This is a genomic window from Nesterenkonia flava (assembly GCF_031432335.1).
Taxonomy (GTDB): Bacteria; Actinomycetota; Actinomycetes; order Actinomycetales; family Micrococcaceae; genus Nesterenkonia; species Nesterenkonia flava.
Genome location: NZ_JAVKGT010000020.1, coordinates 1 through 23,333, shown reverse-complemented (window position 1 = coordinate 23,333; position 23,333 = coordinate 1). Strand labels below are relative to the sequence as shown.

20 protein-coding genes are annotated in these 23,333 nt (G+C 66.5%); 10 read left to right on the top strand and 10 right to left on the bottom strand.

Annotation, left to right across the window (positions count from 1 at the left end):
• Positions 1-46: 46 nt before the first annotated feature.
• The 5 genes from folP to purD all read right to left on the bottom strand — a co-directional run bounded on the left by folP (position 47) and on the right by purD (position 6,565).
• Positions 47-937, bottom strand: a complete 891-nt coding sequence (gene folP, locus RH857_RS08615) for a dihydropteroate synthase (protein ID WP_310537571.1) — start codon at positions 935-937, stop codon at positions 47-49.
• Between the two features lie 70 nt (positions 938-1,007).
• Positions 1,008-1,577, bottom strand: coding sequence for a GTP cyclohydrolase I FolE (folE, locus tag RH857_RS08610; RefSeq protein ID WP_310537570.1), 570 nt, complete (start codon positions 1,575-1,577; stop codon positions 1,008-1,010).
• Positions 1,578-1,609: 32 nt separating this feature from the next.
• On the bottom strand, positions 1,610-3,532 hold the full coding sequence (gene ftsH / locus RH857_RS08605) for an ATP-dependent zinc metalloprotease FtsH (protein WP_310537569.1): 1,923 nt from the start codon (positions 3,530-3,532) through the stop codon (positions 1,610-1,612).
• A 335-nt stretch (positions 3,533-3,867) separates the two neighbouring features.
• Positions 3,868-4,092, bottom strand: a complete 225-nt coding sequence (locus RH857_RS08600; protein ID WP_310537568.1) for a hypothetical protein — start codon at positions 4,090-4,092, stop codon at positions 3,868-3,870.
• A gap of 154 nt (positions 4,093-4,246) precedes the next feature.
• Entirely contained in the window at positions 4,247-6,565 is a 2,319-nt protein-coding gene (purD, locus tag RH857_RS08595) for a phosphoribosylamine--glycine ligase (protein WP_374761143.1), read from the bottom strand.
• A gap of 57 nt (positions 6,566-6,622) precedes the next feature.
• Here purD and RH857_RS08590 point away from each other — a divergent pair, with 57 nt between their 5' ends.
• From RH857_RS08590 to RH857_RS08545, 10 genes are all read left to right on the top strand, one after another.
• The gene (locus RH857_RS08590) at positions 6,623-7,693 is read left to right on the top strand and encodes an asparaginase (RefSeq protein ID WP_310537566.1); all 1,071 of its coding nucleotides are present in this window, start codon (positions 6,623-6,625) and stop codon (positions 7,691-7,693) included.
• Between the two features lie 141 nt (positions 7,694-7,834).
• On the top strand, positions 7,835-8,209 hold the full coding sequence (locus RH857_RS08585) for a sterol carrier family protein (protein ID WP_310537565.1): 375 nt from the start codon (positions 7,835-7,837) through the stop codon (positions 8,207-8,209).
• 57 nt (positions 8,210-8,266) lie between these two features.
• The gene (locus tag RH857_RS08580) at positions 8,267-8,557 is read left to right on the top strand and encodes a hypothetical protein (protein ID WP_310537564.1); all 291 of its coding nucleotides are present in this window, start codon (positions 8,267-8,269) and stop codon (positions 8,555-8,557) included.
• Positions 8,554-10,284, top strand: a complete 1,731-nt coding sequence (gene purF, locus RH857_RS08575; RefSeq protein WP_310537563.1) for an amidophosphoribosyltransferase — start codon at positions 8,554-8,556, stop codon at positions 10,282-10,284. Before RH857_RS08580 ends, purF begins: the two co-directional genes overlap by 4 nt.
• Complete coding sequence (gene purM, locus RH857_RS08570; RefSeq protein WP_310537562.1) at positions 10,281-11,450, top strand: phosphoribosylformylglycinamidine cyclo-ligase; 1,170 nt, start codon at positions 10,281-10,283, stop codon at positions 11,448-11,450. The genes purF and purM overlap by 4 nt, the downstream gene beginning before the upstream one ends.
• 144 nt (positions 11,451-11,594) lie before the next feature.
• The gene (locus RH857_RS08565; RefSeq protein ID WP_310537561.1) at positions 11,595-12,620 is read left to right on the top strand and encodes a nucleoside hydrolase; all 1,026 of its coding nucleotides are present in this window, start codon (positions 11,595-11,597) and stop codon (positions 12,618-12,620) included.
• A complete protein-coding gene (locus RH857_RS08560) occupies positions 12,610-13,476 on the top strand; it encodes a histidine kinase (protein ID WP_310537560.1) in 867 nt (288 codons plus the stop codon). Before RH857_RS08565 ends, RH857_RS08560 begins: the two co-directional genes overlap by 11 nt.
• Entirely contained in the window at positions 13,473-14,315 is an 843-nt protein-coding gene (locus RH857_RS08555; RefSeq protein ID WP_310537559.1) for an energy-coupling factor transporter transmembrane component T family protein, read from the top strand. The genes RH857_RS08560 and RH857_RS08555 overlap by 4 nt, the downstream gene beginning before the upstream one ends.
• Complete coding sequence (locus RH857_RS08550) at positions 14,308-15,936, top strand: ATP-binding cassette domain-containing protein (RefSeq protein ID WP_310537558.1); 1,629 nt, start codon at positions 14,308-14,310, stop codon at positions 15,934-15,936. The genes RH857_RS08555 and RH857_RS08550 overlap by 8 nt, the downstream gene beginning before the upstream one ends.
• Positions 15,933-16,655 (top strand): queuosine precursor transporter, encoded by a 723-nt coding sequence (locus RH857_RS08545; RefSeq protein ID WP_310537557.1) that lies wholly within the window; start codon positions 15,933-15,935, stop codon positions 16,653-16,655. The genes RH857_RS08550 and RH857_RS08545 overlap by 4 nt, the downstream gene beginning before the upstream one ends.
• A gap of 68 nt (positions 16,656-16,723) precedes the next feature.
• Here the strand turns inward: RH857_RS08545 and RH857_RS08540 are convergent, their stop codons facing one another.
• The 5 genes from RH857_RS08540 to RH857_RS08520 form a co-directional block, all read right to left on the bottom strand.
• A complete protein-coding gene (locus tag RH857_RS08540; protein ID WP_310537556.1) occupies positions 16,724-18,376 on the bottom strand; it encodes a hydantoinase B/oxoprolinase family protein in 1,653 nt (550 codons plus the stop codon).
• Positions 18,373-20,430, bottom strand: a complete 2,058-nt coding sequence (locus tag RH857_RS08535; RefSeq protein ID WP_310537555.1) for a hydantoinase/oxoprolinase family protein — start codon at positions 20,428-20,430, stop codon at positions 18,373-18,375. The genes RH857_RS08540 and RH857_RS08535 overlap by 4 nt, the downstream gene beginning before the upstream one ends.
• Positions 20,427-21,263, bottom strand: a complete 837-nt coding sequence (locus RH857_RS08530) for a PfkB family carbohydrate kinase (protein WP_310537554.1) — start codon at positions 21,261-21,263, stop codon at positions 20,427-20,429. The genes RH857_RS08535 and RH857_RS08530 overlap by 4 nt, the downstream gene beginning before the upstream one ends.
• A complete protein-coding gene (locus RH857_RS08525; RefSeq protein ID WP_310537553.1) occupies positions 21,263-22,282 on the bottom strand; it encodes an SIS domain-containing protein in 1,020 nt (339 codons plus the stop codon). Before RH857_RS08525 ends, RH857_RS08530 begins: the two co-directional genes overlap by 1 nt.
• Before the next feature lie 381 nt (positions 22,283-22,663).
• Entirely contained in the window at positions 22,664-23,227 is a 564-nt protein-coding gene (locus RH857_RS08520) for an ABC transporter ATP-binding protein (protein ID WP_374761144.1), read from the bottom strand.
• Positions 23,228-23,333 lie beyond the last annotated feature (106 nt).

Here is a 23,333-nt window from a genome sequence, read left to right as displayed (position 1 = left end):
CTTAGGCTACGCCACCACGCAAGGACTCGGGCGCGGACGTCCCGCCCTACGGACGCGGCGCCGCACCCGTGAAGGAGGCATAGGTCACGGCATCGCGGTTGAGCTGCACATGATGCACACGTACCGCCCAGAACCCGGTCTCAGCAGCCTGGGCGCTCAGCATGGCGGTGAGCACGTCCCGGCGCTCGGGCTCGCCCTGGACGCCGTCGGCAGCGAGGACCGCACCGAGGAATCCCTTGCGGGAGACGCCCAGGAGGCATCGGTGTCCGGTGGCCGTGAAGCGGTGCAGGTGCTTGATGAGTTCCCAGTTCTGCTCGTGGGTCTTGGAGAACCCGATCCCGGGATCCAGAATGATCCGTTCCTGGGGCACACCTGCCGCCAGGTACCGCTGGCGGATTTCCATGAGCTCGTCGAGGACTTCCGCGACGACGTCGGCGTAGTCGGTGCGCTGCTGCATGGTCCGGGAGTCGCCGCGATTGTGCGTGATGACGATCTCCGGACCCGCTTCATTGGTGCTGAACTCCGCGATGACGGCGGGCATCTCCGGGTGGGTAAGCAGGCCGGAGACGTCGTTGATGATGAGCTCTGGGGCCCGGGGGCCGGCCAGCTGCAAGGCTGCGCGGGCGGTCTGCGGGTGACGGGTGTCCACCGAGAGGCGAACCCCCAGGGCCAGCAGCTGCTCCAGGACCGGCAGGATCCGCCGCTGCTCATCCTGCGGGGACACCGGGTCTGCACCGGGGCGGGTGGACTCCCCGCCGATGTCGATGATGTCGGCGCCCTCAGCGAGCAGGCGCCGGGCGTGGTCGAGGGCGGAGTCGACGTCGTCGTGCTGGCCGCCGTCGGAGAAGGAGTCCGGGGTGACGTTCAGAATGCCCATCACCAGGGTGCGGGGCCTCAACCCTGCGGTCCCCGGCGTTGCTTCAGCACTTTGAGTCACGGTGCACCCTCCTGGGGCCGTAGACGGGCACCGAAGTGACTCGAACTGCGGAAGCAGGAACTCTGCATGCTCATCGGCCGTGGAGAATCAGGCTCATGGCCTCCGCTCGGGTCGCGGAGTCGCGCAGCTGACCGCGCACAGCTGAGGTGATGGTCTTGGCCCCGGGCTTGGAGACCCCGCGCATGGACATGCACAGGTGCTCGGCCTCGACCACCACGATCGCGCCCTGAGGGTGCAGATGCTCCATGAGGGCGTCGACCACCTGGGTGGTCAGCTGCTCCTGGACCTGGGGGCGCTTGGCAAAGGTGTCCACCAGCCGCGCGAGCTTGGACAGTCCGGTGACCTTGCCCTCCGCGGCCGGGATGTAGCCGATGTGGGCGTTGCCGTAGAAGGGCACCAGGTGGTGCTCGCACATCGAGTAGAAAGGCACGTCGCGCACCAGCACGAGCTCCTCGTGGCCGATGTCGAAAGTGGTGCCCAGCAGCTCGGCTGGGTCCTCGCGCAGGCCGCGGAAGGCCTCTTCGTAGGCCCGCGCCACTCGGGCGGGGGTGTCCTTCAGGCCGTCGCGCTCGGGGTCCTCCCCCACGGCGAGAAGGATCTCGCGAACGGCGGCTTCAATGCGTGGCAGGTCAACTGACATGGAGGAGAGCGTAGTCTCCGGAGAGCTGAGCGTCACTGGCCATCCTGATCAACGGTTTGAGAGGTCACCACGATGGGGCGTCCCGGGGAGGACTCCCACACCTCGCGCTTGGGGCGCTTCTTCACGTCGCGGAAGATCTCAGCGATCTCTTTGGCGCCCAGGGTCTCCACCCGCAGCAGCTCCTCCGCAAGGCGGTCCAGCACGTGCCGGTTCTCGGTCAGCGCCCAGTAGGCCTCGTCATGGGCCTCATCAATGATGGCCCGCACCTCGGAGTCCACGATGGCGGCAAGCGCCTCGGAGTACTCCTTGCCAGTGGCCATCTCCTTACCCAGGAACGGGTTGGTGTCCCCGGAACCGAGCTTCACGGAGCCGACCTTGGCGCTCATGCCGTAGTCGGTGACCATCTTTCGCGCAGTGTCGGTGGCCTTCTGGATGTCGTTGGCCGCGCCGGTGGAGGGGTCGTGGAAGACGATCTCCTCAGCGACTCGCCCGCCCATGGCATAGGAGATCTGATCCAGCAGCTCGTTGCGGGTGGTCGAGTACTTGTCATCCTCGGGCACCACCATGGTGTAGCCCAGGGCGCGGCCGCGGGGCAGGATCGTGATCTTGGTGACCGGGGCCGAGTAGTTCAGGGCAGCCGCCACCAGGGCGTGGCCACCCTCGTGGTAGGCGGTGACGCGGCGCTCGTGGTCCTTCATCAGACGGGTGCGCTTCTGCGGGCCGGCCATGACGCGGTCGATGGCCTCATCGATGGCGCGGTCATCGATCAGGTCGGCGTTGGAGCGGGCGGTGAGCAGCGCGGCCTCGTTGAGCACGTTGGCCAGGTCGGCACCAGTGAAGCCCGGGGTCTTCCGGGCCACGGACTCGAGGTCCAGGTCATCCACCATGGGCTTGCCCTTGGCGTGGACAGCCAGGATGGCCTTCCGGCCGGCGAAGTCCGGGGCCTCCACGGGGATCTGGCGGTCGAAGCGGCCCGGACGCAGGAGAGCGGGGTCCAGCACGTCGGGGCGGTTGGTGGCAGCGATGACGATGATGTTGGTGTTCGCGTCGAAGCCGTCCATCTCCACCAGCAGCTGGTTCAGGGTCTGCTCGCGCTCGTCGTTGCCGCCGCCCACGCCTGCGCCGCGCTGACGGCCGACGGCGTCGATCTCATCCACGAAGATGATGGCCGGGGCGTTCTCCTTGGCCTGCTTGAAGAGGTCGCGCACTCGGGAGGCGCCGACACCCACGAACATCTCCACGAAGTCAGAGCCGGAGATGGAGTAGAAGGAGCCCCCGGCCTCACCAGCCACGGCCTTGGCCAGCAGGGTCTTACCGGTGCCGGGCGGCCCGTAGAGCAGCACGCCCTTGGGGATCTTCGCACCGAGGCGCTGGAACTTCTCCGGCTCGGAGAGGAACTCCTTGATCTCGTGGAGTTCCTCCACGGCCTCCTCAGCGCCGGCGACGTCGGCGAAGGTCACCTGGGGCATGTCCTTGTCGAACATCTTGGCCTTGGACTTGCCGAACTGCATGACCCGCGAGCCGCCGCCGGACATACGAGTCAGCAGCCAGATGAACAGCAGGGCGATGAGCAGGAAGGGGATCATGAAGCCGAGCATCGACAGCAGCCAGTTCGACTGCTCGGGCTCGTCGGTGTAGCCCTCGAGGTCAGCGTCGGCAATGGTCTGCGCCACGGTCTCAGCACGTGCTGCGGAGAAGTGGAAGTGGACGGACTCGCCCACTTCGCGGCCGTCTTCTTCGTAGGGCTCGGTGAGGGTGAGGTCTACGCGGGAGTCACCGTCGTCGACCCTGGCCTCTTTGACCTGCCCCTCTTCGATGAGCTCCATGCCCACGTTGGTGTCCACACGCTGTCCGGCTCCCGAGGAGCTGAAGAGCAGGGGCACGACGACGAGCAGAAGCACCACTGCCAGGAGAATCCAGAACAGCGGGCCGGTGAAGATCTTCTTGAAGTTCATGCAGCTCTTCCCTGTGCGCAGAATAGGCCTGGACATACGGTACTAGGCCAGCGCCAGGGCGTCAGATCAGCGACTGCCGGATCGAGTGGAAGATTTTTCCCGGAATCACGCGGTCAGAGCGCCGTTTTGCGGTAGAAATGTTCCACTCGTTTTCGCGACGGGCGGAGGGCGAGGCGCTCAGCGCGGCGCGAGCGCGGCGCGAGCGCGGCGCAAGCAGGGCGCGAGCGCGGCGGAAAGTCAGCGGCCCCGGGAAGCGAACCGGGCTGGCGCGGTGCAGGCACACACGCACAAGCCCCGGCCCATCTGCTCGGCCGGGGCTTGTGCGACGAGGCGTGTCAGGCCTTGCGGGTAGCGGCGATGACGATCGCAATGATCGAGCCGACCACCGGGAAGATGATCGCCAGGATGGTCAGCAGGACCTTCGGCACGGTGCCCAGGCTCGAGCGCCAGACCATGACGATCGCCACGATGATCAGGATGAGACCAATAATGCCGACCCCGCTGAGCAGGCCGGTGTTGTTGGTGGCGATGACGGGGGCCGCCAGAAGTGACTCAAGCATGGTGGTTCTCCTTGGGCAATGGGGGCGCTGGCACGGCGCCAGCCTGTCTTGTTCCCCATCATGGGAGAGCCGGCTTGACACCAGGGGAACTCCGGCTGGACGCTTCCTGGATGATTCCTGAACCGTGTGGTTCAGCCCGGACTGCCTCCTGACCTCAGAGCTGCAGGTCAGAACCCGTCAGGCGCCGGTAGGCATCCAGGTAGCGTTCGCGAGTCGCGGCGACCACCTCGGACGGCAGCGCCGGCGGGACCTGACCGGAGGCGCGGTCCCATCCAGAGGCCTCACTGGTGAGCCAGTTGCGCACGTACTGCTTGTCGAAGCTGGGCTGGGGCTTGCCCTGGGCGACGTGCCGCTCCCACTCCTCGGCCGGCCAGAAGCGGGAGGAGTCCGGGGTCAGCACCTCATCGGCGAGCACCAGGATGCCGTCCGCGTCCAGGCCGAACTCGAACTTGGTGTCCGCCAAGATCACTCCGGCCTCGCGCGCGGTCTCCTCGGCCAGGGTGTAGATGTTCAGTGCCAGCTCCCGTACTCGGCGGGCCAGGTCGGCGCCGTCGGTGCTGGCCTGCAGCGTGCAGGCTGCCCCGAGCCGCTCCTGAAGCTGGGCGAAACTGATGTTCTCATCGTGATCGCCCTGCTCCGCCTTGGTGGAGGGCGTGAAGATCGGGCTCGGCAGCCGGGACCCGTCGGTCAGGCCTGCGGGCAGCTCGATACCGGTGACGGTTCCGGTCTCGCGGTACTCAGCGAGCCCGGAACCGGTGAGGTAGCCGCGCACAATGGCCTCTGCCGGGACCATGTCCAGCTCCTGCACAATGATGGCCCGGCCTGCGACCTGCTCCGGCACCTCGGTGGAGACCACGTGATTCGGGATCCCCGCCTCGGCAAGCTTGTTGAACCACCACAAGCTCAGCTGGTTCAGGATGATCCCCTTGTCCGGGATCCCTGGCTCGAGCACATGGTCATAGGCGCTGATCCGGTCGGTGGCGACCATGAGCAGCACGCTCTGATCCGCCCAGGGCGAGTCCGGCGCCGGACGGTAGAGCTCACGAACCTTGCCGGAGTTCACGTGGATCCAGCCGGGCAGCTCCGGTGCCGTCTCCGCCGGCGCTGATCCGGAGACGACGACGCCGTCACCGGACTCGGAGGTGCTCCCGCCTGCCCGGTATCCCACCTGGATCTCGCCAGCGAGTGCCTTGCTCGCGATGTCGGTGCGGTGCTGGGCCCCAGGCCAGGAGATCCTCTTCACCCCGGCGTAGGCGCGGTCCACGGCCTCGGCGAGGGTGGATCCGGTGCCGACCACGGCCAGAACCCGACCGCCCGCGGTGACGAGGGAGCCGTCGTCGTCGGTGGCAGTGCCGGCATGCAGCACGGCCACATTCTCCAGGGCCGCGGCGTCCTCCACGCCGGTGATCACATCACCCTTGCGGGGGCTCTCGGGGTAGTTCTGCGCCGCCATGACCACGTCGGCGGCGTAGCCGTCGCGCCAGGTGAGCTGGCGGTCTGCTCCGAGGCTGCCGGTGGCGCAGTCCAGCAGCAGCTGGCCCAGCGGGGTCTGGAGGCGTTCAAGGACGGCCTGGGTCTCGGGGTCTCCGAAGCGGGCGTTGAACTCGACCACCCGAACCCCGCGGGAGGTCACGGCCAGTCCGCAGTAGAGGACCCCTACGAACGGAGTGCCGCGGCGGGCCATCTCGGCCACAGTGGGTGCGGCTACCCGGTCCATCACGATCTGGGTGAAGTCGCGCGTGACGCCGTCGTCGTGGGTCTCGGTGTAACCCTCCAGCCAGTCCAAGGGCGTGTAGGCGCCCATACCGCCGGTGTTGGGACCCTCGTCGTTGTCGAAGATGCGCTTGAAGTCCTGGGCCGGGGAGAGCGGCACTAGGTGCTCTCCGTCGGAGAGCACAAAGAGGGAGACCTCCGGTCCGTCCAGGAACTCCTCGATCACGACCGACCCGCCCGCCTGGAAGCAGGCCTCGGCGTGGGCCAGGGCGGCGGCGCGGTCTTCGGTGACCACTACGCCCTTACCCGCTGCCAGGCCGTCATCCTTGACCACATAGGGAGCGCCGAACCGGTCCAGGGCCTGTGCGGCCTGGTCGATCTCGGCGGCGTGGACGGCCTCGGCGGTGGGGACGCCCGCGGCGGCCATCACCTCTTTGGCGAACGCCTTGGAGGCCTCGAGCGCGGCGGCCTCCTTCGAGGGGCCGAAGACCGGGATGCCGGCGGCGCGCACCGCGTCGGCCACCCCCGCGGCCAGGGGAGCCTCGGGCCCGATGACCACCAGGTCAGCGGAGCGCTCGGCCGCCAGGGCCGCCACGGCCTGCCCGTCCTGGGCATCAACGGCGTGACAGAGCACGTCGCGTGCGATGCCGGCATTGCCGGGCGCCGCCTCCACGGTCTCCACGGAGGGATCGCGCTGCAGGGCGCGGATGATTGCGTGCTCTCGGCCGCCGGGGCCCACCACAAGAACCTTCACGATCATCCAGCCTATCGGCTGGCACGTGCTGGACCGGAAGACCCGACCGTAGACTTTGTCTCCATGAGCACCGAATCCTCCGCCGCAGGGCGCGGCACTGGCGCCCCGGACCTTCCGCACACGGCCACCGCAGCAGAATCGGCCGAGCTGGCCGTGGTCACTCGAGGCGGGGCCGTGGAGTCGCGGCACCTGGGCTCGGCGGTGCTGGTGGGGCCGGACGGTCAGGTCCTGGAGTCCCTGGGCGCGCCTGAGAAGCCGATCTTTCCCCGGTCCTCGCTGAAGCCCCTGCAGGCCGTAGCCTCGCTGCGCGCCGGCGCGCTGATCTCCCCCGAAGCCGTGGCCCTGGCCTGCGGCTCCCACGTGGGCTCCCGTCGACACCAGGAGCTGGCCGCCGACGTGCTCAAGGCCGAGGGCCTCGATGAGTCGTACCTGCTCTGCCCTACCGCTTACCCCTCGCGCACCGAGGATCTGAAGATTCACCTGGAGGCCGGCAAGGAAAAGTCCCGGCTGGCCTTCAACTGTTCGGGCAAGCACGCCGCGTTCCTCGCCGCCTGCCGGACACGGGGCTGGCGGCTGGCCACCTACACCGATCCCCAGCACCCACTGCAGCAGACCGTGCTAGAGGTCATTGAGGAGTACTGTGGGGAGAAGCCCGGCACCGTGGCGGTGGACGGCTGCGGAGCCCCCACGCCGACCGTCTCCCTGACCGGGCTGGCGCGCGGGCTGGGCAGGATCTCCTCCGCCGTCGGCGTGGGTGGACGCGGCCGCCGGGACGCCGAGGTCCATGCCTTCACCGTGGCTCAGGCCATGCTCGACTACCCGTGGGCCGTGCACGGCCGGGGCGAGGCCAACACCGTGGTCATGGAGGAGCTGGGCATCATCGCCAAGCTCGGCGCCGAAGGCGTGCTGGTGCTGGCGGCCCCTGACGGGACGGCAGCGGCGGTCAAGACCCTCGACGGCTCGGCCCGGGCGAACAACCTGGTGGGCCTGAGCCTGCTGGCCGCCCACGGCGCCGTGGACCTGGACGCCCTGTCTCAGGTGCTGAAGAAGATCGTCAAGCCCATTGTGGGCGGGGCTTCCGATGAGGTGGTCGGCAGCCTGCGCCTCTCCTCGGCCGTGAGCTCACGACTGTGATGTCCCGCCGGCGGGCACGGGCCCCGCTCGGCTCTTCACGAGGTGGCGCGCACACCCGGCCCACCGATCGCACGGGTCCCTGACCTCGCGGCTCCCGGTGAGCTGACGCTGACCATCACGCCTGAAAGTCTTAAGGAGCATATGGCACGACGACGCATCGCCCACGAGACAGGCGCCGCGGCGGTGAGCTCCTGGGCCACCGCCCACACCGAAGGCCGCGCCGTGGACCGTCGCACCACCGCCACGGCGGTCCGGTTCCTGCTGGAGGAGCTGGCCGAGCGGGCCCCGGGCAACTCTGTGGAGGTACGGGTGCCGCCGCTGGGCGTAACCCAGTGCATCGAGGGCCCCAGCCATACCCGCGGCACACCTCCGAATGTGGTGGAGTTCGACGCCGCCACCTGGCTTGAGCTCGCCACGGGCCGCCTGAGCTGGGAGGATGCCTCCGCGGCGGGCCGCATCTCCGCCTCCGGAATCCGCGCGGACCTCTCCGCGGTGCTGCCGCTGCTGGCGCGCTAGGACACCGAGTCCGGCACCGGAAAATTCACAGTCCGTTTACCCAGTAGACTGGTGGATATGTCTTCGCACGAGCAGCACCGGCAGGTGACAGTTCGTTCCACCCCCAAGCTGGTCCCCTTCCTGGTGGCCGCTGTGGCCGTGGCGTTCACTGCCGCCGTCGTCGTGGTGTACTCCACCGCCCCCGCCCAGGACTACTCGCGCGGGAGTTCCTTGGGGTACCTGACCTTCGTCTTCGCCTTCCCCAGCCTGGCGATCTTTGCCACGCTATGGCTCCTGCTGGAGAAGCGCAGCCGCACCAAGGCGCAGAGGCGCACCATTGAACGTATCGAGAGGGGCACCGCATCGTGAGACGCGGCGACGGGCTGCTGAACCACAACCTTCTGGACGAGGACCCTCTTCCGCAGGATGAATGCGGGGTCTTCGGGGTATGGGCACCCGGCGAAGAAGTCTCCAAGCTCACCTACTACGGGCTCTACGCGCTGCAGCACCGCGGTCAGGAGTCTGCGGGCATCGCCACCTCCGACGGTAAGCGCATCCACGTCTACAAAGACATCGGCCTGGTCTCCCAGGTCTTCGACGAGTCCACCCTCAGCGCCCTCTCCGGACACATTGCGGTGGGCCACTGCCGCTACTCGACCACCGGCGCCAACCAGTGGTCCAATGCCCAGCCGACCCTGGGGGATACCCCCCACGGCACCGTGGCGCTGGGGCACAACGGCAACCTCACCAACTCCGCGGATCTGCGCGACCGCCTCGTGGAGCGCCACGGCAAGACGACCTTCGGCGAACTCGCCCAGGGCAACACCACTGATACCGCCCTGGTGACCGCCCTGCTGAAGGACCAGCCCGGCGAATCCCTGGAGGAGCAGGCCATGGCCCTGCTGCCGACGCTGAAGGGCGCGTTCTGCCTGGTGTTCATGAACGAGCACACCCTCTACGCCGCCCGTGACCCGCAGGGCGTGCGCCCCCTGGTGCTGGGACGCCTGGATCGCGGCTGGGTGGTCGCCTCCGAGCAGTCGGCTCTGGCCACCGTGGGCGCCTCCATCATTCGCGAGATCGAGCCCGGCGAGTTCATCGCCATCGACTCCGACGGCGTGCGCTCCCACCGGTTTGCCGAGTCCAAGCCGGCCCGCTGCGTCTTTGAGTACGTCTACCTGGCACGCCCTGATGCCAACATCAACGGCCGCTCCGTCTACGAGTCCCGCGTGGAGATGGGCCGCCAGCTGGCACGGGAGGACACGCACGACGCCGACATCGTCATCCCCGTGCCCGAGTCCGGCACCCCTGCAGCGGTGGGCTACGCCGAGCAGTCGGGGCTGCCCTTCGCCCAGGGCTTCATCAAGAACTCCTACGTGGGCCGTACGTTCATCCAGCCGTCCCAGACGCTGCGGCAGCTGGGCATCCGGCTCAAGCTCAACGTTCAGGCTCATGTGGTCCGCGGCAAGCGCGTCGTCGTCGTCGACGATTCCATCGTCCGCGGCAACACTCAGCGGGCGATCGTGCGGATGCTGCGTGAGGCCGGTGCCGCGGAGATTCACGTGAAGATCAGTTCCCCGCCCATCAAGTGGCCCTGCTTCTACGGCATCGACTTCGCGACCCGGGCTGAGCTGATCGCCAACGGAGCCACCCTTGAGGAGATCACCCAGGCGGTGGGTGCCGATTCGCTGGCCTACATCTCCGAAGACGGCATGATCGCCGCCACCGGACAGCCGCGCTCCACGCTGTGCACCGCCTGCTTCTCAGGCCAGTACCCGATTGAGCTGCCCCCCGAGGACCGTCGCGGCAAGCTCCTGCTGGAGCAGCCGCTTCTTCCCGGGATGCCCAACCGTCGCGTGCAGGCCGGCTGCGAGCCCGGCCCGGACGCCGAGTTCGAGCTCTTCCCCGGGACCTCAGACGCCGACGGCCAGAGCAGTGCGGAAGGCTACGCCGGAGGCGCCGAGGACCCGTCCCTGCGGCAGGAGATCCTCGAGGACGAGACCGCTCGGGAGGAGCCGCAGGCACAGCCCCGCAGCGCGGATGCCGACGACGCACCGGCCGCCGCCCCGGAGTCCCTCACCACGAAAGCGAGCCGATGACTGAGACGAGCAGCCGCACCCCCATCACCTACGCCTCCGCCGGTGTGGACGTCGAGGCCGGGGACCGCGCCGTGGAGCTGATGAAGGCTCACATCGAAGCCACCCACACCCCTGCCGTGATGGGCGGGGTGGGCGCCTTCGCCGGGCTCTATGACGCCAGCGAGCTCAAGCGGCTGCCGCGTCCCCTGCTGGCGACCTCCACCGACGGTGTGGGCACCAAGGTGGCGATAGCTCAAGCCATGGATCTGCACGACACCATCGGCTACGACCTGGTGGGCATGGTGGTCGATGACATTGTGGTCATGGGCGCCAAGCCGCTGTTCATGACCGATTACATCGCCTGCGGCAAGGTGGAGCCGGCACGGATCGCCTCCATCGTCTCCGGGATCGCCAAGGCCGCCGCCGAGGCGGGCACCGCCCTGGTGGGCGGGGAGACCGCGGAGCACCCGGGCCTGCTCGGAGAGCACGAGTACGACGTCGCCGGTGCGGCCACCGGCGTGGTGGACGCCTCCGCGGTGCTGGGCCCCGAGCGGGTGCGCGCCGGGGACGTGATCATCGGCATGTCCTCTTCTGGCATCCACTCCAACGGCTACTCACTGGTGCGGCGGATCTGCGCCGCAGCCGGCTGGGCCTACGCCCGCGAAGTGCCCGAGTTCGGCCGTTCCCTGGGCCAGGAGCTCCTGGAGCCCACCCGTCTCTACACCCAGCCCTGCCTGGACCTGGTCACCGCGCTCAACGGTGATCCGGCCGAGGGTGAGCTGGGCGAGGATCTGCCGGTGCGCGGCTTCAGCCACGTGACCGGCGGCGGGCTGGCCGCCAACCTCGCCCGCGTGCTGCCGGCGGGCCTGATGGCCACCGTGGACCGCTCCACGTGGGCCTGGCAGCCAGTCTTCCGCGTGCTCAGCGACCTGGGTGCCGTGCCGCAGGCCGACGCCGAGCGGACCTGGAACCTGGGAGTGGGCATGATCGCCGTCGTCGCCCCGGACAAGGCCGACGACGCCGTCGCTCACCTCACAGCATCCGGACAGAACGCCTGGATCATGGGTGAGGTCAGCGCCTACAGCGCCGATGAGCCGCGTATCGCCGAGGCGGGTCAGGACTTCGTCCAGGGCGCCAAGGGCGTGGACGGCGGCGGTGTGCTGCTCACCGGCAGCTACGCCGGCTGATCCCTTCATCGAGTGGAAGATTTCTCCCCTCTGTGCCCTGAAATCGGCCAGAAAAGCGGGAAAAATGTGCCACTCGATGCGCCGTGACACCTCACGCGGTGCCTGAGGGCCCTGAGCCCAGCACAGTCGCGGGACAATAGCGGGGTGATTCCCCTCTTTCTGGACTGCGACCCCGGCATCGACGACGCCGTCGCCCTCGGCTATCTCTTCTGCCGCGACGACGTGAACCTCGTAGGTCTGGCGGCCTCCGGGGGCAATGTCTCCACCGAGCAGGTAGTGACCAATACCCTGGGCTGGCTCGCGCTGGCCGGCCGCGCCGAGATACCGGTGCATCCCGGCGCCGACCACGCCCTGGCGGGGAAGTCCGAGTACGCCGAAGAGACCCACGGAGACACCGGAGCCGGCTACGCGCGGCTGCCCGCTGAGGTGCCCGGGGCCAGCGACGTCGACGCCGCCCACGCGTGGGTCCGCGCCGCCCGACAGCACCCCGGTGAGCTCATCGGCGTGCTGACGGCCCCGGCCACCAATCTTGCACTGGCGCTGCGGATCGAACCGGAGCTGCCGCGGCTGCTCAAGCGCCTGTTCATCATGGGCGGAGCGTTCAACTACCGGGGCAACACCCGCCCCACCACAGAGTGGAACGTCACCTACGATCCCGAGGCCGCCAAAGAGGTGATCGATGCCTTCAGCACCGCTGAGCAGCTGCCCGTCATCGCGCCCCTCGAGGCCACCGAGGCAGTGGAGATGACACCCGCGCGGCTGGCGGAGGTGACGGCGTCGTTGTGCTCCCCGCAGTGGTCCGCTTGGCTGGAGGAGCTCGGCGCCGCCCTGCGCTTCTACTTCGAATTCCACGAGACCGACGGGCACGGTTACCTGGCCCATATTCATGATCCCTATGTGACCGCCGCCGCCCTGCACTGGGGACTGGCCCAGTGTGACGGTACCCTTGACCAGGCTGAGCGGCAGCGGATCCCCTGGGCGCAGACTGCGACCACCACCGTTGATGTGGAGCTGGCCGGCACCCTGACCCGTGGCGAGACCGTCGCCGACTGGCTTGGCCGCTGGAGCCGGAAGCCCAATGCCGAGCTCATCCGCAGCATCGACGCCGAGGCCTTCCTCAGCCATCTGACCGACACCTTGAAGAAAGGACCATCACCCCATGGCCACTGAGCCCACCTCTGGGCAGGGGTCCGCAGCAGCCGCCGCGGATCCCGGAGAATCCCAGCACACTGAATCCCTGTACCGACCGCTTCCTGCTCCCGCATGGACTCTGGCGGCCATCGCCGCCGGCTCCCTCGTGATTCTCGGCACCTATCTCTGGGTGCTGACCACCCAGCCGGCCACGCTCGGCCAGGATCTCGGCCACACCACCCTGGGTGTGATGCTCGGCTATCTAATCGGTGCCGCTCTCATCGCCGCCGGCACACTCCCCCGCATTCCGCGCAGCGTCTACGCGCTCATGCCCGTCGCGATCGCTCTGAACATCGTGGTGGGTCAGGTGGTGGGCACCCTCACGCCCATCCCGCTCTATCTGGACTCTCTGGGCACGGTCGTCATCGGCGTCATCGCCGGTCCCGCCGCCGGAGCCCTCACCGGCATCCTCAGCAACGTCATCTGGGGCGTGACCATCAACCCCACCGTCATCGCCTTCACCGCCGGCGCGGCGTTCATCGGTGCCGCCGCCGGCTGGGCCGCCCGCTCCGGCGCCTTCCGCGCGCTGTGGTGGGCCGTACTGGCCGGGGCCGTGGCCGGAGTTCCCGCCGGCGCACTGGGTGCACCCGTGGCGGCGTACCTGTTCGGCGGCGGACTTGGCGTGGGCACCGGCGGCGCCGTGGCCACCCTGCAGGCCGCCGGCCTGGAAATGCTGCACGCGACCTTCGCCCAGTCGGTAGTCAGCGACATCGCCGATAAGGCCATCATCTTTGCGCTGGCCTGTGCCGTGCTGTGGGCCCTGCCGCGCCGTATGCGCGGACGGTTCCCCTTCACAGCGCATTCCTTCCGGCGCACCTCACCGCGCACCCGGTGACCACCACCCACGACGACGACGCCGGCAGCCCACGTTCTCTTGGGACGCCGGCGCCGACCGTGATGCACCCCTCCACCGAGCTGGTGCTGCTGGGCTGTGCCCTGCTGCTGGTCTACGGGGTGGCCTCACCGGTGGTGCCGGCGTCGGTCCTGGTGCTCTCCTGCCTGGGGGCCGTGTTCTCCGCGCGCGTGCGCTTTGCGCGCTGGCTGGCGGCGCTGGTCGTACTGGCCGGTCCCATGCTGGTCATGGTCGGCATCATCCAGGGGCTCTTCTATCCGGGAGAGGCCGTCACGGTGCTCTGGCAGGCTGGACCCGCCGCCCTCACGGTGGAGGGACTGGCGGTGGCGGCTCAGCTGTGGCTGCGCGTGGCGGCCATGATTGCCCTGTGCGCCCTGCTGGCCTTCGCCTCTGACGCCTCGCGGGTGTTCGACGGCCTGGTGGGGCTGCGTCTGCCCCTGAGCGTGGCCTATATCTGCGCCACCGCCATGACCCTGGTGCCGCTGATCCGTCGTCGCACGTCCCAGGCGCTGGATTCCCGGGCGGCCCGTGGCTGGGCGACGGACCGGTGGGCTGTTCGGGTGTGCCTGCTGCCCGGGATCCTCGCCGGACTGCTGACCACCTCACTGGTCCAGCTGGATCAGCGCCACGATGCGCTGGTGCAGCGCGGATTCGGCCGGCACCGTCATCCCACGCCGGCGCGGACCTACCGTGAGGGCACCGGCGAGCGCGCACTGCGGTGGGCGGCACCGGTGCTGAGCGTGGCTCTGGTCATCGCCTCCCTGACCGATGTTCTTCCGCTGCCCTCGGCAAGCGACCTGCTGGAGGTGCTCCGTGGCTGATCTTCCTTCTGCCCGTCCCGCCGGGTCCACCCCCCTGCTGCAGCTGCGCGGTGTGGGCTTCTGGTACCCGGAGGCGACGTCCGACCACGCAACTGCGCCGGCTGCGCTGCGGGACGTCACCCTGAGCCTGGCCGCCGGTGACGCCGTGGCCGTGCTGGGCCCCCAGGGGTCGGGGACCTCAACTCTGTGCCGTGCCGCCGCCGGGTTGCTGGCCGAACACGGGCGGCTCACCGGCAGCGTCACCGTCTGCGACGCTGCGCTGCCGGCTCAGGAACCCGCGCGGTTGAGCGGGGCGGCACCTGTGGCCCTGCTGGGCGATGATCCGGAGGCCCAGCTGACCGGCATGGCTTCGGTGGTCCTGGATGAGATCCAGCTCCCGGGGCGGCTGACCGGGCTGCCGCTGACCGAGTGCGCTGACCGGGCCCAGCAGGTCATGGATCTGCTGGGCATCGCTGAGCTTGCCGGCCGCCGGGTGGAGGAGCTCTCCGGAGGCGAGCGCCAGCTGACGGCCTTGGCCTCCCTGCTCACGCTGGACCCGGCGGTCCTCATCCTGGATCAGCCCAGTCTCTCGCTCGACGCCGCGGCCCGGGCTCGCCTGCTCAACGCACTGCGGCAGCACTGCACGGCGGGTGGGGCCGTGCTGATCGCCGCCCACCAGTGGGACGAGGTGACGGCGTTCTGTCCGCGCACCCTGTTCCTAGAGGCCGGGTCGCTGCAGAACGCGTCACTGACGAACACCGAGAAACGGGACGACGACGTCGCCCGCCTCCTCAGTCCGGCAGCTGTCGACGATGCCCGCACTGCAGCAGACCGCTCCTCACACAACGCCGGAAGCCCGACTCGTGCCGCCCGCGGGGTGTGGGATACCACCGGGGCCGCAGCGTCCCCCACCATCGCAGAGGTTCCGGTCTCCGGGCCGTCCTCCGCACCGGGGTGGTCGCCCCTCCTGCAGACCCGAGGCCTGACCGTTGTCCGGGGCGGGAGCACTGTTCTGAATGGCGTAGACCTGTCCCTGATCCCGGGCAGCATCACGGGCGCGCTTGGTCCCAACGGAGCGGGGAAATCGACGCTGCTGCGTGCCGTGGCCGGGCTTCTGCCAAACAGAACCTCCGGCGCGGGGGCCACCACGGTATCTGGGACTGTCCTGGGCCCCGACGGTGTCGACCTCACGGATCTGCCGGCCTATCAGCGCGCCGGCCACCTCGCCTGGGTGGGGCAGGATCCCGGGGTGCAGCTCTCCGCCTCCACGGTGGAGAAGGAACTCCGGCAGACCCGCAGAGGTGAGGGGCGACGTCGTCGTGCACCCTCGGCGGACGAGGTGGCCGAGGTGCTCGGGCGCACCGGGCTGTCCGAGCACGCCCAGACCCACCCCTATGACCTGACGCCTGCCCAGCGCAAGGATGTGGTGATTGCCGCGGCGCTGCTGCTGCAGCCGCGCGTACTGCTGCTGGATGAACCTACCCTGGGCCGCGACGGGCCCTCGATGGAGCGGCTGACCCGTCTGCTGCGCGGCCTGGCGCATGCCGGCTGCGCGGTACTGCTGACCACCCATGACCATCGCTGGGCGCAGATGCTCTGCGAGACCCTGATCACGCTGACCAAGACCCCGAGGACATCATGAGCACTCCTGAGACCCCCTTCGCCCAGGTCGGCAGCCGGTTCTACCCGACCCTGCTGGCGCTGCTGGCCGCGTTCTATCTGATCTCCAACATCGCCGCGACCAAGACCATGGCCTTTGACCTCGGCTTCACTGAATGGGTGGTGGACGGCGGGGTGTTCCTGTTCCCGCTGACCTATCTGATCGGCGGGGTGATCGCGGAAGTCTACGGTTTCCGGGCCGCGTTCCGGGCCGTGCTGGTGGGTTTCAGTGTGATGGTCATCGGCGCGGTGGTCTTCGGTCTGGTCACCGCCTCTCCGGCCACAGAGGGCGCGTGGAATCAGGAAGCCTTCGAGATCCTCTTCGGCTGGGACGGGGTCTACCTGCGGATCCTGGTGGCCTCACTGCTGGCATTCCTGGCCGGACAGCTGGTCAATGCGGTGGTGATCGTCCGGATCAAGGCGCGCTTCGGCGAACGGAACCTCTGGGCACGGCTGATGTCGTCCACCGTCTTCGGGCAGATCGTGGACACGTTCCTGTTCGGTCTGGTGGCCTTCAGCGCGTTCACCGTGTTCCTCGGGCTGGAGCCCATGATGAGCTGGGGCGAGTTCGGCAACTACCTGGTGCTGGGCGTGATCTACAAGTGCCTCATCGAATGGGTGCTGCTGCCGGTGACCTATGCGGTGGTGGGCGCGCTCAAGCGCCGCGAGCCCAGCTACCTGGGTGGGAGACCTAGCCGTTAAAGACCGGCCCGCACGCTTGTATCACAGGCGTACGGGCCGGACTACAGGCGACCCTGGCTTCCAGAAGCTCAGTCCTGACGGTACTGCTGCGCGGTTGCCTCGGAAATGCGTCCATCGGCGCGGTCCGCTGCGAGCTGCGCTTCCGCACGCTCCTCCGGAGGACCATAGCCGCCGCCGCCCGCTGTCTCGATCGAGGCGGTCTGTCCCGGCTGCAGGACGGTGTAACCGTGGTCGACGGGCTGTGCGTCCTCGCTAAGAACACATCGGGCAGATTGCCCCGGGCCGCCTCCAAAGAGCCCCCAGGGCTGCGATTTCTGTCGGCTCGTATCTAACCAGAAGTGGACGTCGGGGGCCTCCACCCGAATCTTGCGCCGGATACCCATGCCACCACGGTGGCGTCCTACGCCGCCGGAGTCCTCTATCAGCTCATAGGACTCCACTACCAGTGGGTACTCGGCCTCTAGACTTTCCACCGGCAGGTTGGAGGTGTTAGTCATGTGCACCTGCACTCCATCGAGGCCGTCTTTGTCATGACAGGCTCCACTGCCGCCCCCGATCGTTTCCAAGTACACGAAGTCTCGACCGCGGGAAGCGTCATGTCCGGAGAAGTGCACCCCCGTAACGGCTCCGTTTGAGGCTGCAGTCACTCTTTCGGGCAGAGCATCCACGAGAGCACCATGAATGAGGTCGACGACTCGTTGGCACGTCTCGATACGGCCATTGACTGCCGCTGGCGCCGTGCAGTTGAGGATGGATCCCTCGTCCGCGACGATCGTAACCGGCCGGTACAGTCCCGCGTTCGGCACGATGTCGGGGTCAATCAGTGTCTTTAAGGTGTAGTAAACCGTCGCATAGAGCCCTGTCCAAACGACATTGACGCTGGCCCGCACCTGCGGGGGGTTACCTGAGAAGTCGAAGAGCATCTCGTCCCCGCTGATCCGGATCCGGACGCGCAGAGTCAGCTCTTCGTCCAGCTCGGGAGCGTCGAATAGATCCTCGAAAGTGTACTCACCGTCAGGAAACTCAGTGATAGCAGCACGAGTCCTACGCTCGGTGTAGTCAAGAAGGTTCGACGAAACCCCTTCAATGACATCTACTCCGTAGCGTGAACAGAGCTCCTGATACCGAGTGATGGCCACGCCCAATGCAGCTTCCTGTGCGCGCAGGTCCGCAGTCCGTTCCTCGGGGATTTGGCAGTTCAGCAGGATAAGACTGAGTAATTCCTCCTGCTGAACCCCTTCGCGAACCAAATGCACCGGGGGGATGCGGATCGCCTCTTGGAAGATGTGCGCGTGCCCACGGTCACCAAAGTCCGCATGGTGGGCCAGGGTAGCCGCCCACGCAGAAATTCGACCACCCACGAAGATGGGGGATGCCAGGACGATGTCGGGCAGGTGCGAGCCGCCTCCGGTGTAGGGATCGTTGCCGATAAAGACATCTCCCTCACGGATATCCGCCTCACTGAAGCGGCCCCTGATGGCACCAACGATGCCCATTAGAGAGCCGAGATGCATAGGGGAACCGCCCTCGTCCTGAGCCAGCGCTAGGCCCTCAGCGTCGAAGAGGCCCGCGGTACAGTCCCGTCGTTCTTTGATATTGGGGGAGAAAGCTGCTTTCACCAATGTCTCGCCCATTTCCTCGACGATGGTAGAGAGAGCTGAGCCCACTACCTCGACGATGACCGGGTCTAGCTGGCCAGTGGCACGTGCTGAAGTTGTCATGCTTCTTCTCCGATCGTAATCACGAGGTTTCGCAGGGAGTCGACGACGCAACGGTCCCCGGGCAACAGAATTGTGGTGGTGTCCATCTGCTCGACAACGGCAGGACCTTGAACCACGTTGCCGGGCATCAACTTGCTGCGGTCGTAGACCGTGATGCTGCGGAATCCCTCCTTCGGGTCGAAACAGGTCTCACGCGTCCCGATTGCGGCGCCCGAAGGATCTTCCCCGCCCAGTTCGCTATGACGCAGTTCCACGCGAGGGGCGCTGCCCTGGGCCTCTACTCGGAACGTCACCGCCTCAAGACGGGCTTCCGGTGAGGAGTAGCCATAGACCCGCTCATGCTCTGCGTGGAATGCCTGCGCAATGACCTCCATCCCGTCCTCACCTAGTTCTTCTGGCATTTCCACCGGCAACTCGAAGTTCTGACCCGCGTACCGCAAGTCCAACCGGCGTACAAGGCGACGACCCTCTTCAGCGACATCCTCCTCGGCGAACCACGCCGCGGCTTCAGCGGAGAGTTCAGCGAAGACGTTAGCTACCTGTGAAGCGGTCTCGTGGGTGAGGCTCGTGATACGAGTGCGCATGAAGTCTGCCTTCACGTCGGTCATCAGCAACCCCATGGCTGACTGAGCGCCAGGTATCTCGGGAACAACTACGCGGGACATCCCCAGTTCCCGGGCGAGCCGGGAAGCGTGCAGCGGTCCAGCTCCTCCAAAAGGCACCAGAGCATAGTCCCGAGGGTCGTAGCCCTTCTGCACCGAGACCACCCGCAAGGCACGCGCCATATTGGCTGTGACGACGCGGAGTATCCCCAAGGCGGTTTCCTCCACGGAGAGGCCGAGGGGATCTGCGAGGCGACGCACGGCATCAACAGACTTCTCGCGGTCAATCTTCATCTGCCCGTTGAGCAGATATTCAGGGTTGAGCATCTGCAGGACCACGTTGGCGTCGGTAACTGCTGCGCGCTCGCCATTGCCATAGCAAGCCGGCCCCGGGAACGCGCCCGCGCTCTCCGGGCCCACGCGCAGGTGACCACCCGTGTCGATCCATCCCAGAGAGCCTCCCCCAGCCCCGACGGTATGGATGTCCAACATCGGCGACCGAATAGGCCGGCCGTCCAGCTCCATGCCAGAAGTGACCTTGGGACGTCCCCCTTGGACCAGCGAGATGTCCGAAGACGTACCACCCATGTCGAAGGTGATGATGTCATCAAAGCCCGCGGCAGAGCAGATCTGCGCCGCCCCGACTACACCCGTGCTCGGGCCTGAGAGGACCAAGCGCACCGGCATGGCCTCGGCAGTCGCGAAGGGAATGACTCCGCCGTTGCTCTGAGTGATGTGTGGAACGGCGGTGAGGCCTTCGGCGGCAAGCTTCTCTCGCAGAGCCGCAAGGTAGCGGTAAACGACAGGTCCAACATATGCATTGGTGACCACGGTAGAAAGCCGCTCATACTCACGGAACTCCGGCAGCACCTCACTAGACAGGGAGACGTAAGCCTCGGGATGCTCTTCCCGAATGATGTCAGCGATGCGCCGTTCATGCTTCGGGTCCACATAGCTGTAAAGCAGGCAAACGGCCACCGCTTCAACACCGGCAGACTTCAGCTGCCGTGCCGCTTCGCGAACCTCGCTCTCGTCAAGCTCCCTCTCCACCTCGCCTGTGCTGCGCAGGCGTTCTGCCACCTCGAAACGGTGCCTCCGAGCCACGAATGGGGCGGGCTTATCAGCACGGGCGTCGTACATATCGGGGCGTCTGCCACGTCCCAACTCAAGAAGGTCCCGGAACCCTTCGGTAGTGATCAGCCCGGTGAGCACGCCGTTGCCGGTGAGCAGCGCGTTGGTACCGACTGTGGTGCCATGGGCGAAGTAGTTGACCTCGCTAATATTTCGGCCCCCGATCTGATCAAGGATCTCGGAAACGCCACGTAGGATCGCCCGGCCCGGATCGTCGGGGGTGCTGGATACCTTACGCACATGCACATGCTGGGTAACGTCGTCGAAGGCGACGACGTCGGTAAACGTCCCACCTGTGTCGACACCGATACGAAGACTCATGAGTTGACTACCTTCGGGTCTGTTTCGGATACGGGATGATAGGAGATCGGATGTCCGAATGCTCCGTGGATGAGGCATACCTGGGCCGCATGGGCACTCGCCGAGGCAGCTACCGTTTTGGCATCACGGCCACTGAGCAGACCTACCAGCACCGAGGCTATGAAGGCGTCCCCCGCCCCCAGGGTGTCAATCACGGCCACCCGCTCAGCCTTCTGGAACAGCACACCTTCCGGAGTGCCCAGGTAGGCCCCCTCACCCCCACGCGTGGCGATGACGTTCTTGGTACCCCGTTCCAGCATTGCCTCTACCAGCTCGAGGGATTCCTCCCGTGAAAGATGGCTTGTCGAGAAGCTAGCCACAAAGAGGTGCTGGGCCAGCTCTACCGACTCTTCGAGAGTGAAGCGGCTGCCGAAGTCAAAGGACACTTTCGATTGTCCTGCCATTTCGGGAATGTTCGACCGCAGCGACCCGGTGTACGCCGTATGGACCGTGTCAAAGTTCGCCATAGCCTTCAGTTGGCTTTGGCTCAGGTCGAAGGGCTGGACGGATCGATCGGAGCCAACAAACACCCGGTCCTTATCCACGATCTCGACCTCGGCATAAGCGTTGTGACCGTGAGCCACCTCTGTCAGGTCAGTGGAGACGCCCTCCACCTCCAGCGCCCGCTTCAGATGCCTGCCGCCCTCGTCATCTCCCAACACGCCCATGTATGCCGCACGGGCTCCGAGCCGGGAGGCGAAGACGGCGACGTTGACCGCGTTGCCACCGGGGTAGCCGACGCCTAGGCGCCTGTAACGGTCGATGACGTTGTCGCCGGCTCCGAGGATCTTCATTAGTACTGCACCTTGTACATGTATCGACGGACAGAGGTGTCATGCCCACGACGAGCAGCAACGTGGTCGAGCACCCGACGTTCGGCACTCATGAGGGCGATGACGCTCAGGTCTTCACGAGCCTGCCCTTCGATGCCTGGGAGGCTGAACTCCTTGGTATCGACCACACCCAGCTTAGACGTGTACTTCTGGCCGAACGTGACGACGCGCTCCCCCAAAGGACGGCTGCTGTCCTCTGCCAAGAGGGCGATAAGGGGAGTCTCCTCAAGGATCATCTCGAAAGGCCCGTGGAAGAAGTCCCCTCCGTTGATCGCTGCGGAGTTCATCCACTGCATCTCCTGGAAATAACACCAGGCCATCATCTTGGCCATACCGTAGGCCGGCCCCGCGCCGACGACATAGGAAAGCGGCGAGTCCTCCAGAATGTCGGCGATGCGCTCTCCAGCGATAGCCACCTCATCCTTGACGAGACGCAGAGCTTTAGGAAGGGCCGGCAGTGCAGCGCGCAGCGTAGCCGCCCGGTCCTCTGCACCGAACGCCTCGAGCAGCGCCAGTGCGATCTGCTCGTTATGCACCAGCTTGGGCTCGGTAATGGAGATGGTGTCCGGATAATCCAGGTGAACGTCCCCCACGCGAGACAACCCGCTGTCGCCTTCGCGGGCGATCACCGCGACAGTAGCACCTCGTTCCTTGGCGGACTCTGCCGCGGCAACGGTTTCCGGAGTGTTGCCGGAGTGGGAAGCAGGCACGACCAGGGCTGTCTCGTCAATTCCCTGGGGATCTCGGGAGGTAAATTCGGCGCTGGTCAGGCGTTGTACTGACAACCCACGCGCATAACGGTCAAGGAGATCAAAAGCCGGGTAGGTTCCAAAGTGCGAGCCGCCGCATCCGACGAGGAACACCTTGTCCACACCCTTCTCCACCGCCTGAGCCACAATGGCCCGGGCCTTGTCGTTTTGGTCCAGGGCGTGCTGAACACACGCCTCAAAGTCGTCAGGGACGGGAATGATTTCGCTCATGAGCGCTATGAATCCTTTGAAACAGGGAAAGATGAACAGTTGGGAGCGTTCCCAACGCATATAGCCTTACCCACTTTGGGAACGGTGTCAACTGTTGGAACGAGCTGATTGAGCAAGTTCTTGCACCCCCTTGGGACAGCCGAAGATTCGCCTTACGAACGTCAAGAAGGCACTTCTCCAGCGGACTGGACCGCGGGGTGAGCGACTCGCGACCGCACGGCGCGCAGGGAAAGACCCCATGGTCCACATCAAAGGCATGCACAATAAAGGGCGAGAATTGAGACCGTTACCAGGGTGAAGCCTGCCCAGACGCAGTCAAGATAGTGCCCAAACGTAATGGCGCCACATCATAGTGCGGGACCCCTCCGCCTGCGCGATTCCTTATGCAACCGCAGCGGAACGCCGTGCACGCTGCACCACCGGATCGGGAACCGGCGCCGCATCGATCAGCTTCTGGGTATAAGTCTCCGTGGGATTACGGAGAACATCTGCAGTCCTGCCACTCTCCACCAGCTGCCCCTTCTGGAGCACCCCCACATGGTCCGCCAGGAGTTCAACAACAGCGAGATCGTGGCTGATGAATAAGCAGGAAAATCCGAGCCTTTCCTGCAGTTCCTGGAAGATCTCCAAAACTGCTGCTTGGACTGATACGTCAAGCGCTGATGTCGGCTCGTCAGCGATGAGCACGGAAGGTTCCAGCGCCAGAGCACGGGCGATACCGATTCGCTGGCGTTGTCCCCCTGAAAGCTCGTGAGGGAAGCGCGACGCCCATTCCGCTGGAAGCTTGACCATCCGCAGCAGCTCGGCCACTCGGTCCCGGCGTTCCCCAGCGCTCATGCCTTTCCTCTGGACCACCATGGGCTCGGCGATCGATTCCCCGATACTCACCCGTGGATTGAGAGAGGAAGCTGGGTCCTGGAACACCATGCCGTATTGGCTTCGCAACTCCTGAGCTTTGCCGGCTCTTCGTATTTGAGGGTGTAGAGGCAGGGACGGGGAGCAGCGGCGTGGCGGTGGCTGGATAAGAGTCGAGGCCTTCCGATGATGGAGG

Bases quoted from the DNA above. Each gene is read 5' to 3' on its own strand.
- folE (WP_310537570.1), bottom strand. From the start codon at position 1,577: ATGTCAGTTGACCTGCCACGCATTGAAGCCGCCGTTCGCGAGATCCTT.
- ftsH (WP_310537569.1), bottom strand. From the start codon at position 3,532: ATGAACTTCAAGAAGATCTTCACCGGCCCGCTGTTCTGGATTCTCCTG.
- RH857_RS08600 (WP_310537568.1), bottom strand. From the start codon at position 4,092: ATGCTTGAGTCACTTCTGGCGGCCCCCGTCATCGCCACCAACAACACC.
- purD (WP_374761143.1), bottom strand. From the start codon at position 6,565: ATGATCGTGAAGGTTCTTGTGGTGGGCCCCGGCGGCCGAGAGCACGCA.
- RH857_RS08590 (WP_310537566.1), top strand. From the start codon at position 6,623: ATGAGCACCGAATCCTCCGCCGCAGGGCGCGGCACTGGCGCCCCGGAC.
- RH857_RS08585 (WP_310537565.1), top strand. From the start codon at position 7,835: ATGGCACGACGACGCATCGCCCACGAGACAGGCGCCGCGGCGGTGAGC.
- RH857_RS08580 (WP_310537564.1), top strand. From the start codon at position 8,267: ATGTCTTCGCACGAGCAGCACCGGCAGGTGACAGTTCGTTCCACCCCC.
- purM (WP_310537562.1), top strand. From the start codon at position 10,281: ATGACTGAGACGAGCAGCCGCACCCCCATCACCTACGCCTCCGCCGGT.
- RH857_RS08560 (WP_310537560.1), top strand. From the start codon at position 12,610: ATGGCCACTGAGCCCACCTCTGGGCAGGGGTCCGCAGCAGCCGCCGCG.
- RH857_RS08545 (WP_310537557.1), top strand. From the start codon at position 15,933: ATGAGCACTCCTGAGACCCCCTTCGCCCAGGTCGGCAGCCGGTTCTAC.
- RH857_RS08540 (WP_310537556.1), bottom strand. From the start codon at position 18,376: ATGACAACTTCAGCACGTGCCACTGGCCAGCTAGACCCGGTCATCGTC.
- RH857_RS08535 (WP_310537555.1), bottom strand. From the start codon at position 20,430: ATGAGTCTTCGTATCGGTGTCGACACAGGTGGGACGTTTACCGACGTC.
- RH857_RS08530 (WP_310537554.1), bottom strand. From the start codon at position 21,263: ATGAAGATCCTCGGAGCCGGCGACAACGTCATCGACCGTTACAGGCGC.
- RH857_RS08525 (WP_310537553.1), bottom strand. From the start codon at position 22,282: ATGAGCGAAATCATTCCCGTCCCTGACGACTTTGAGGCGTGTGTTCAG.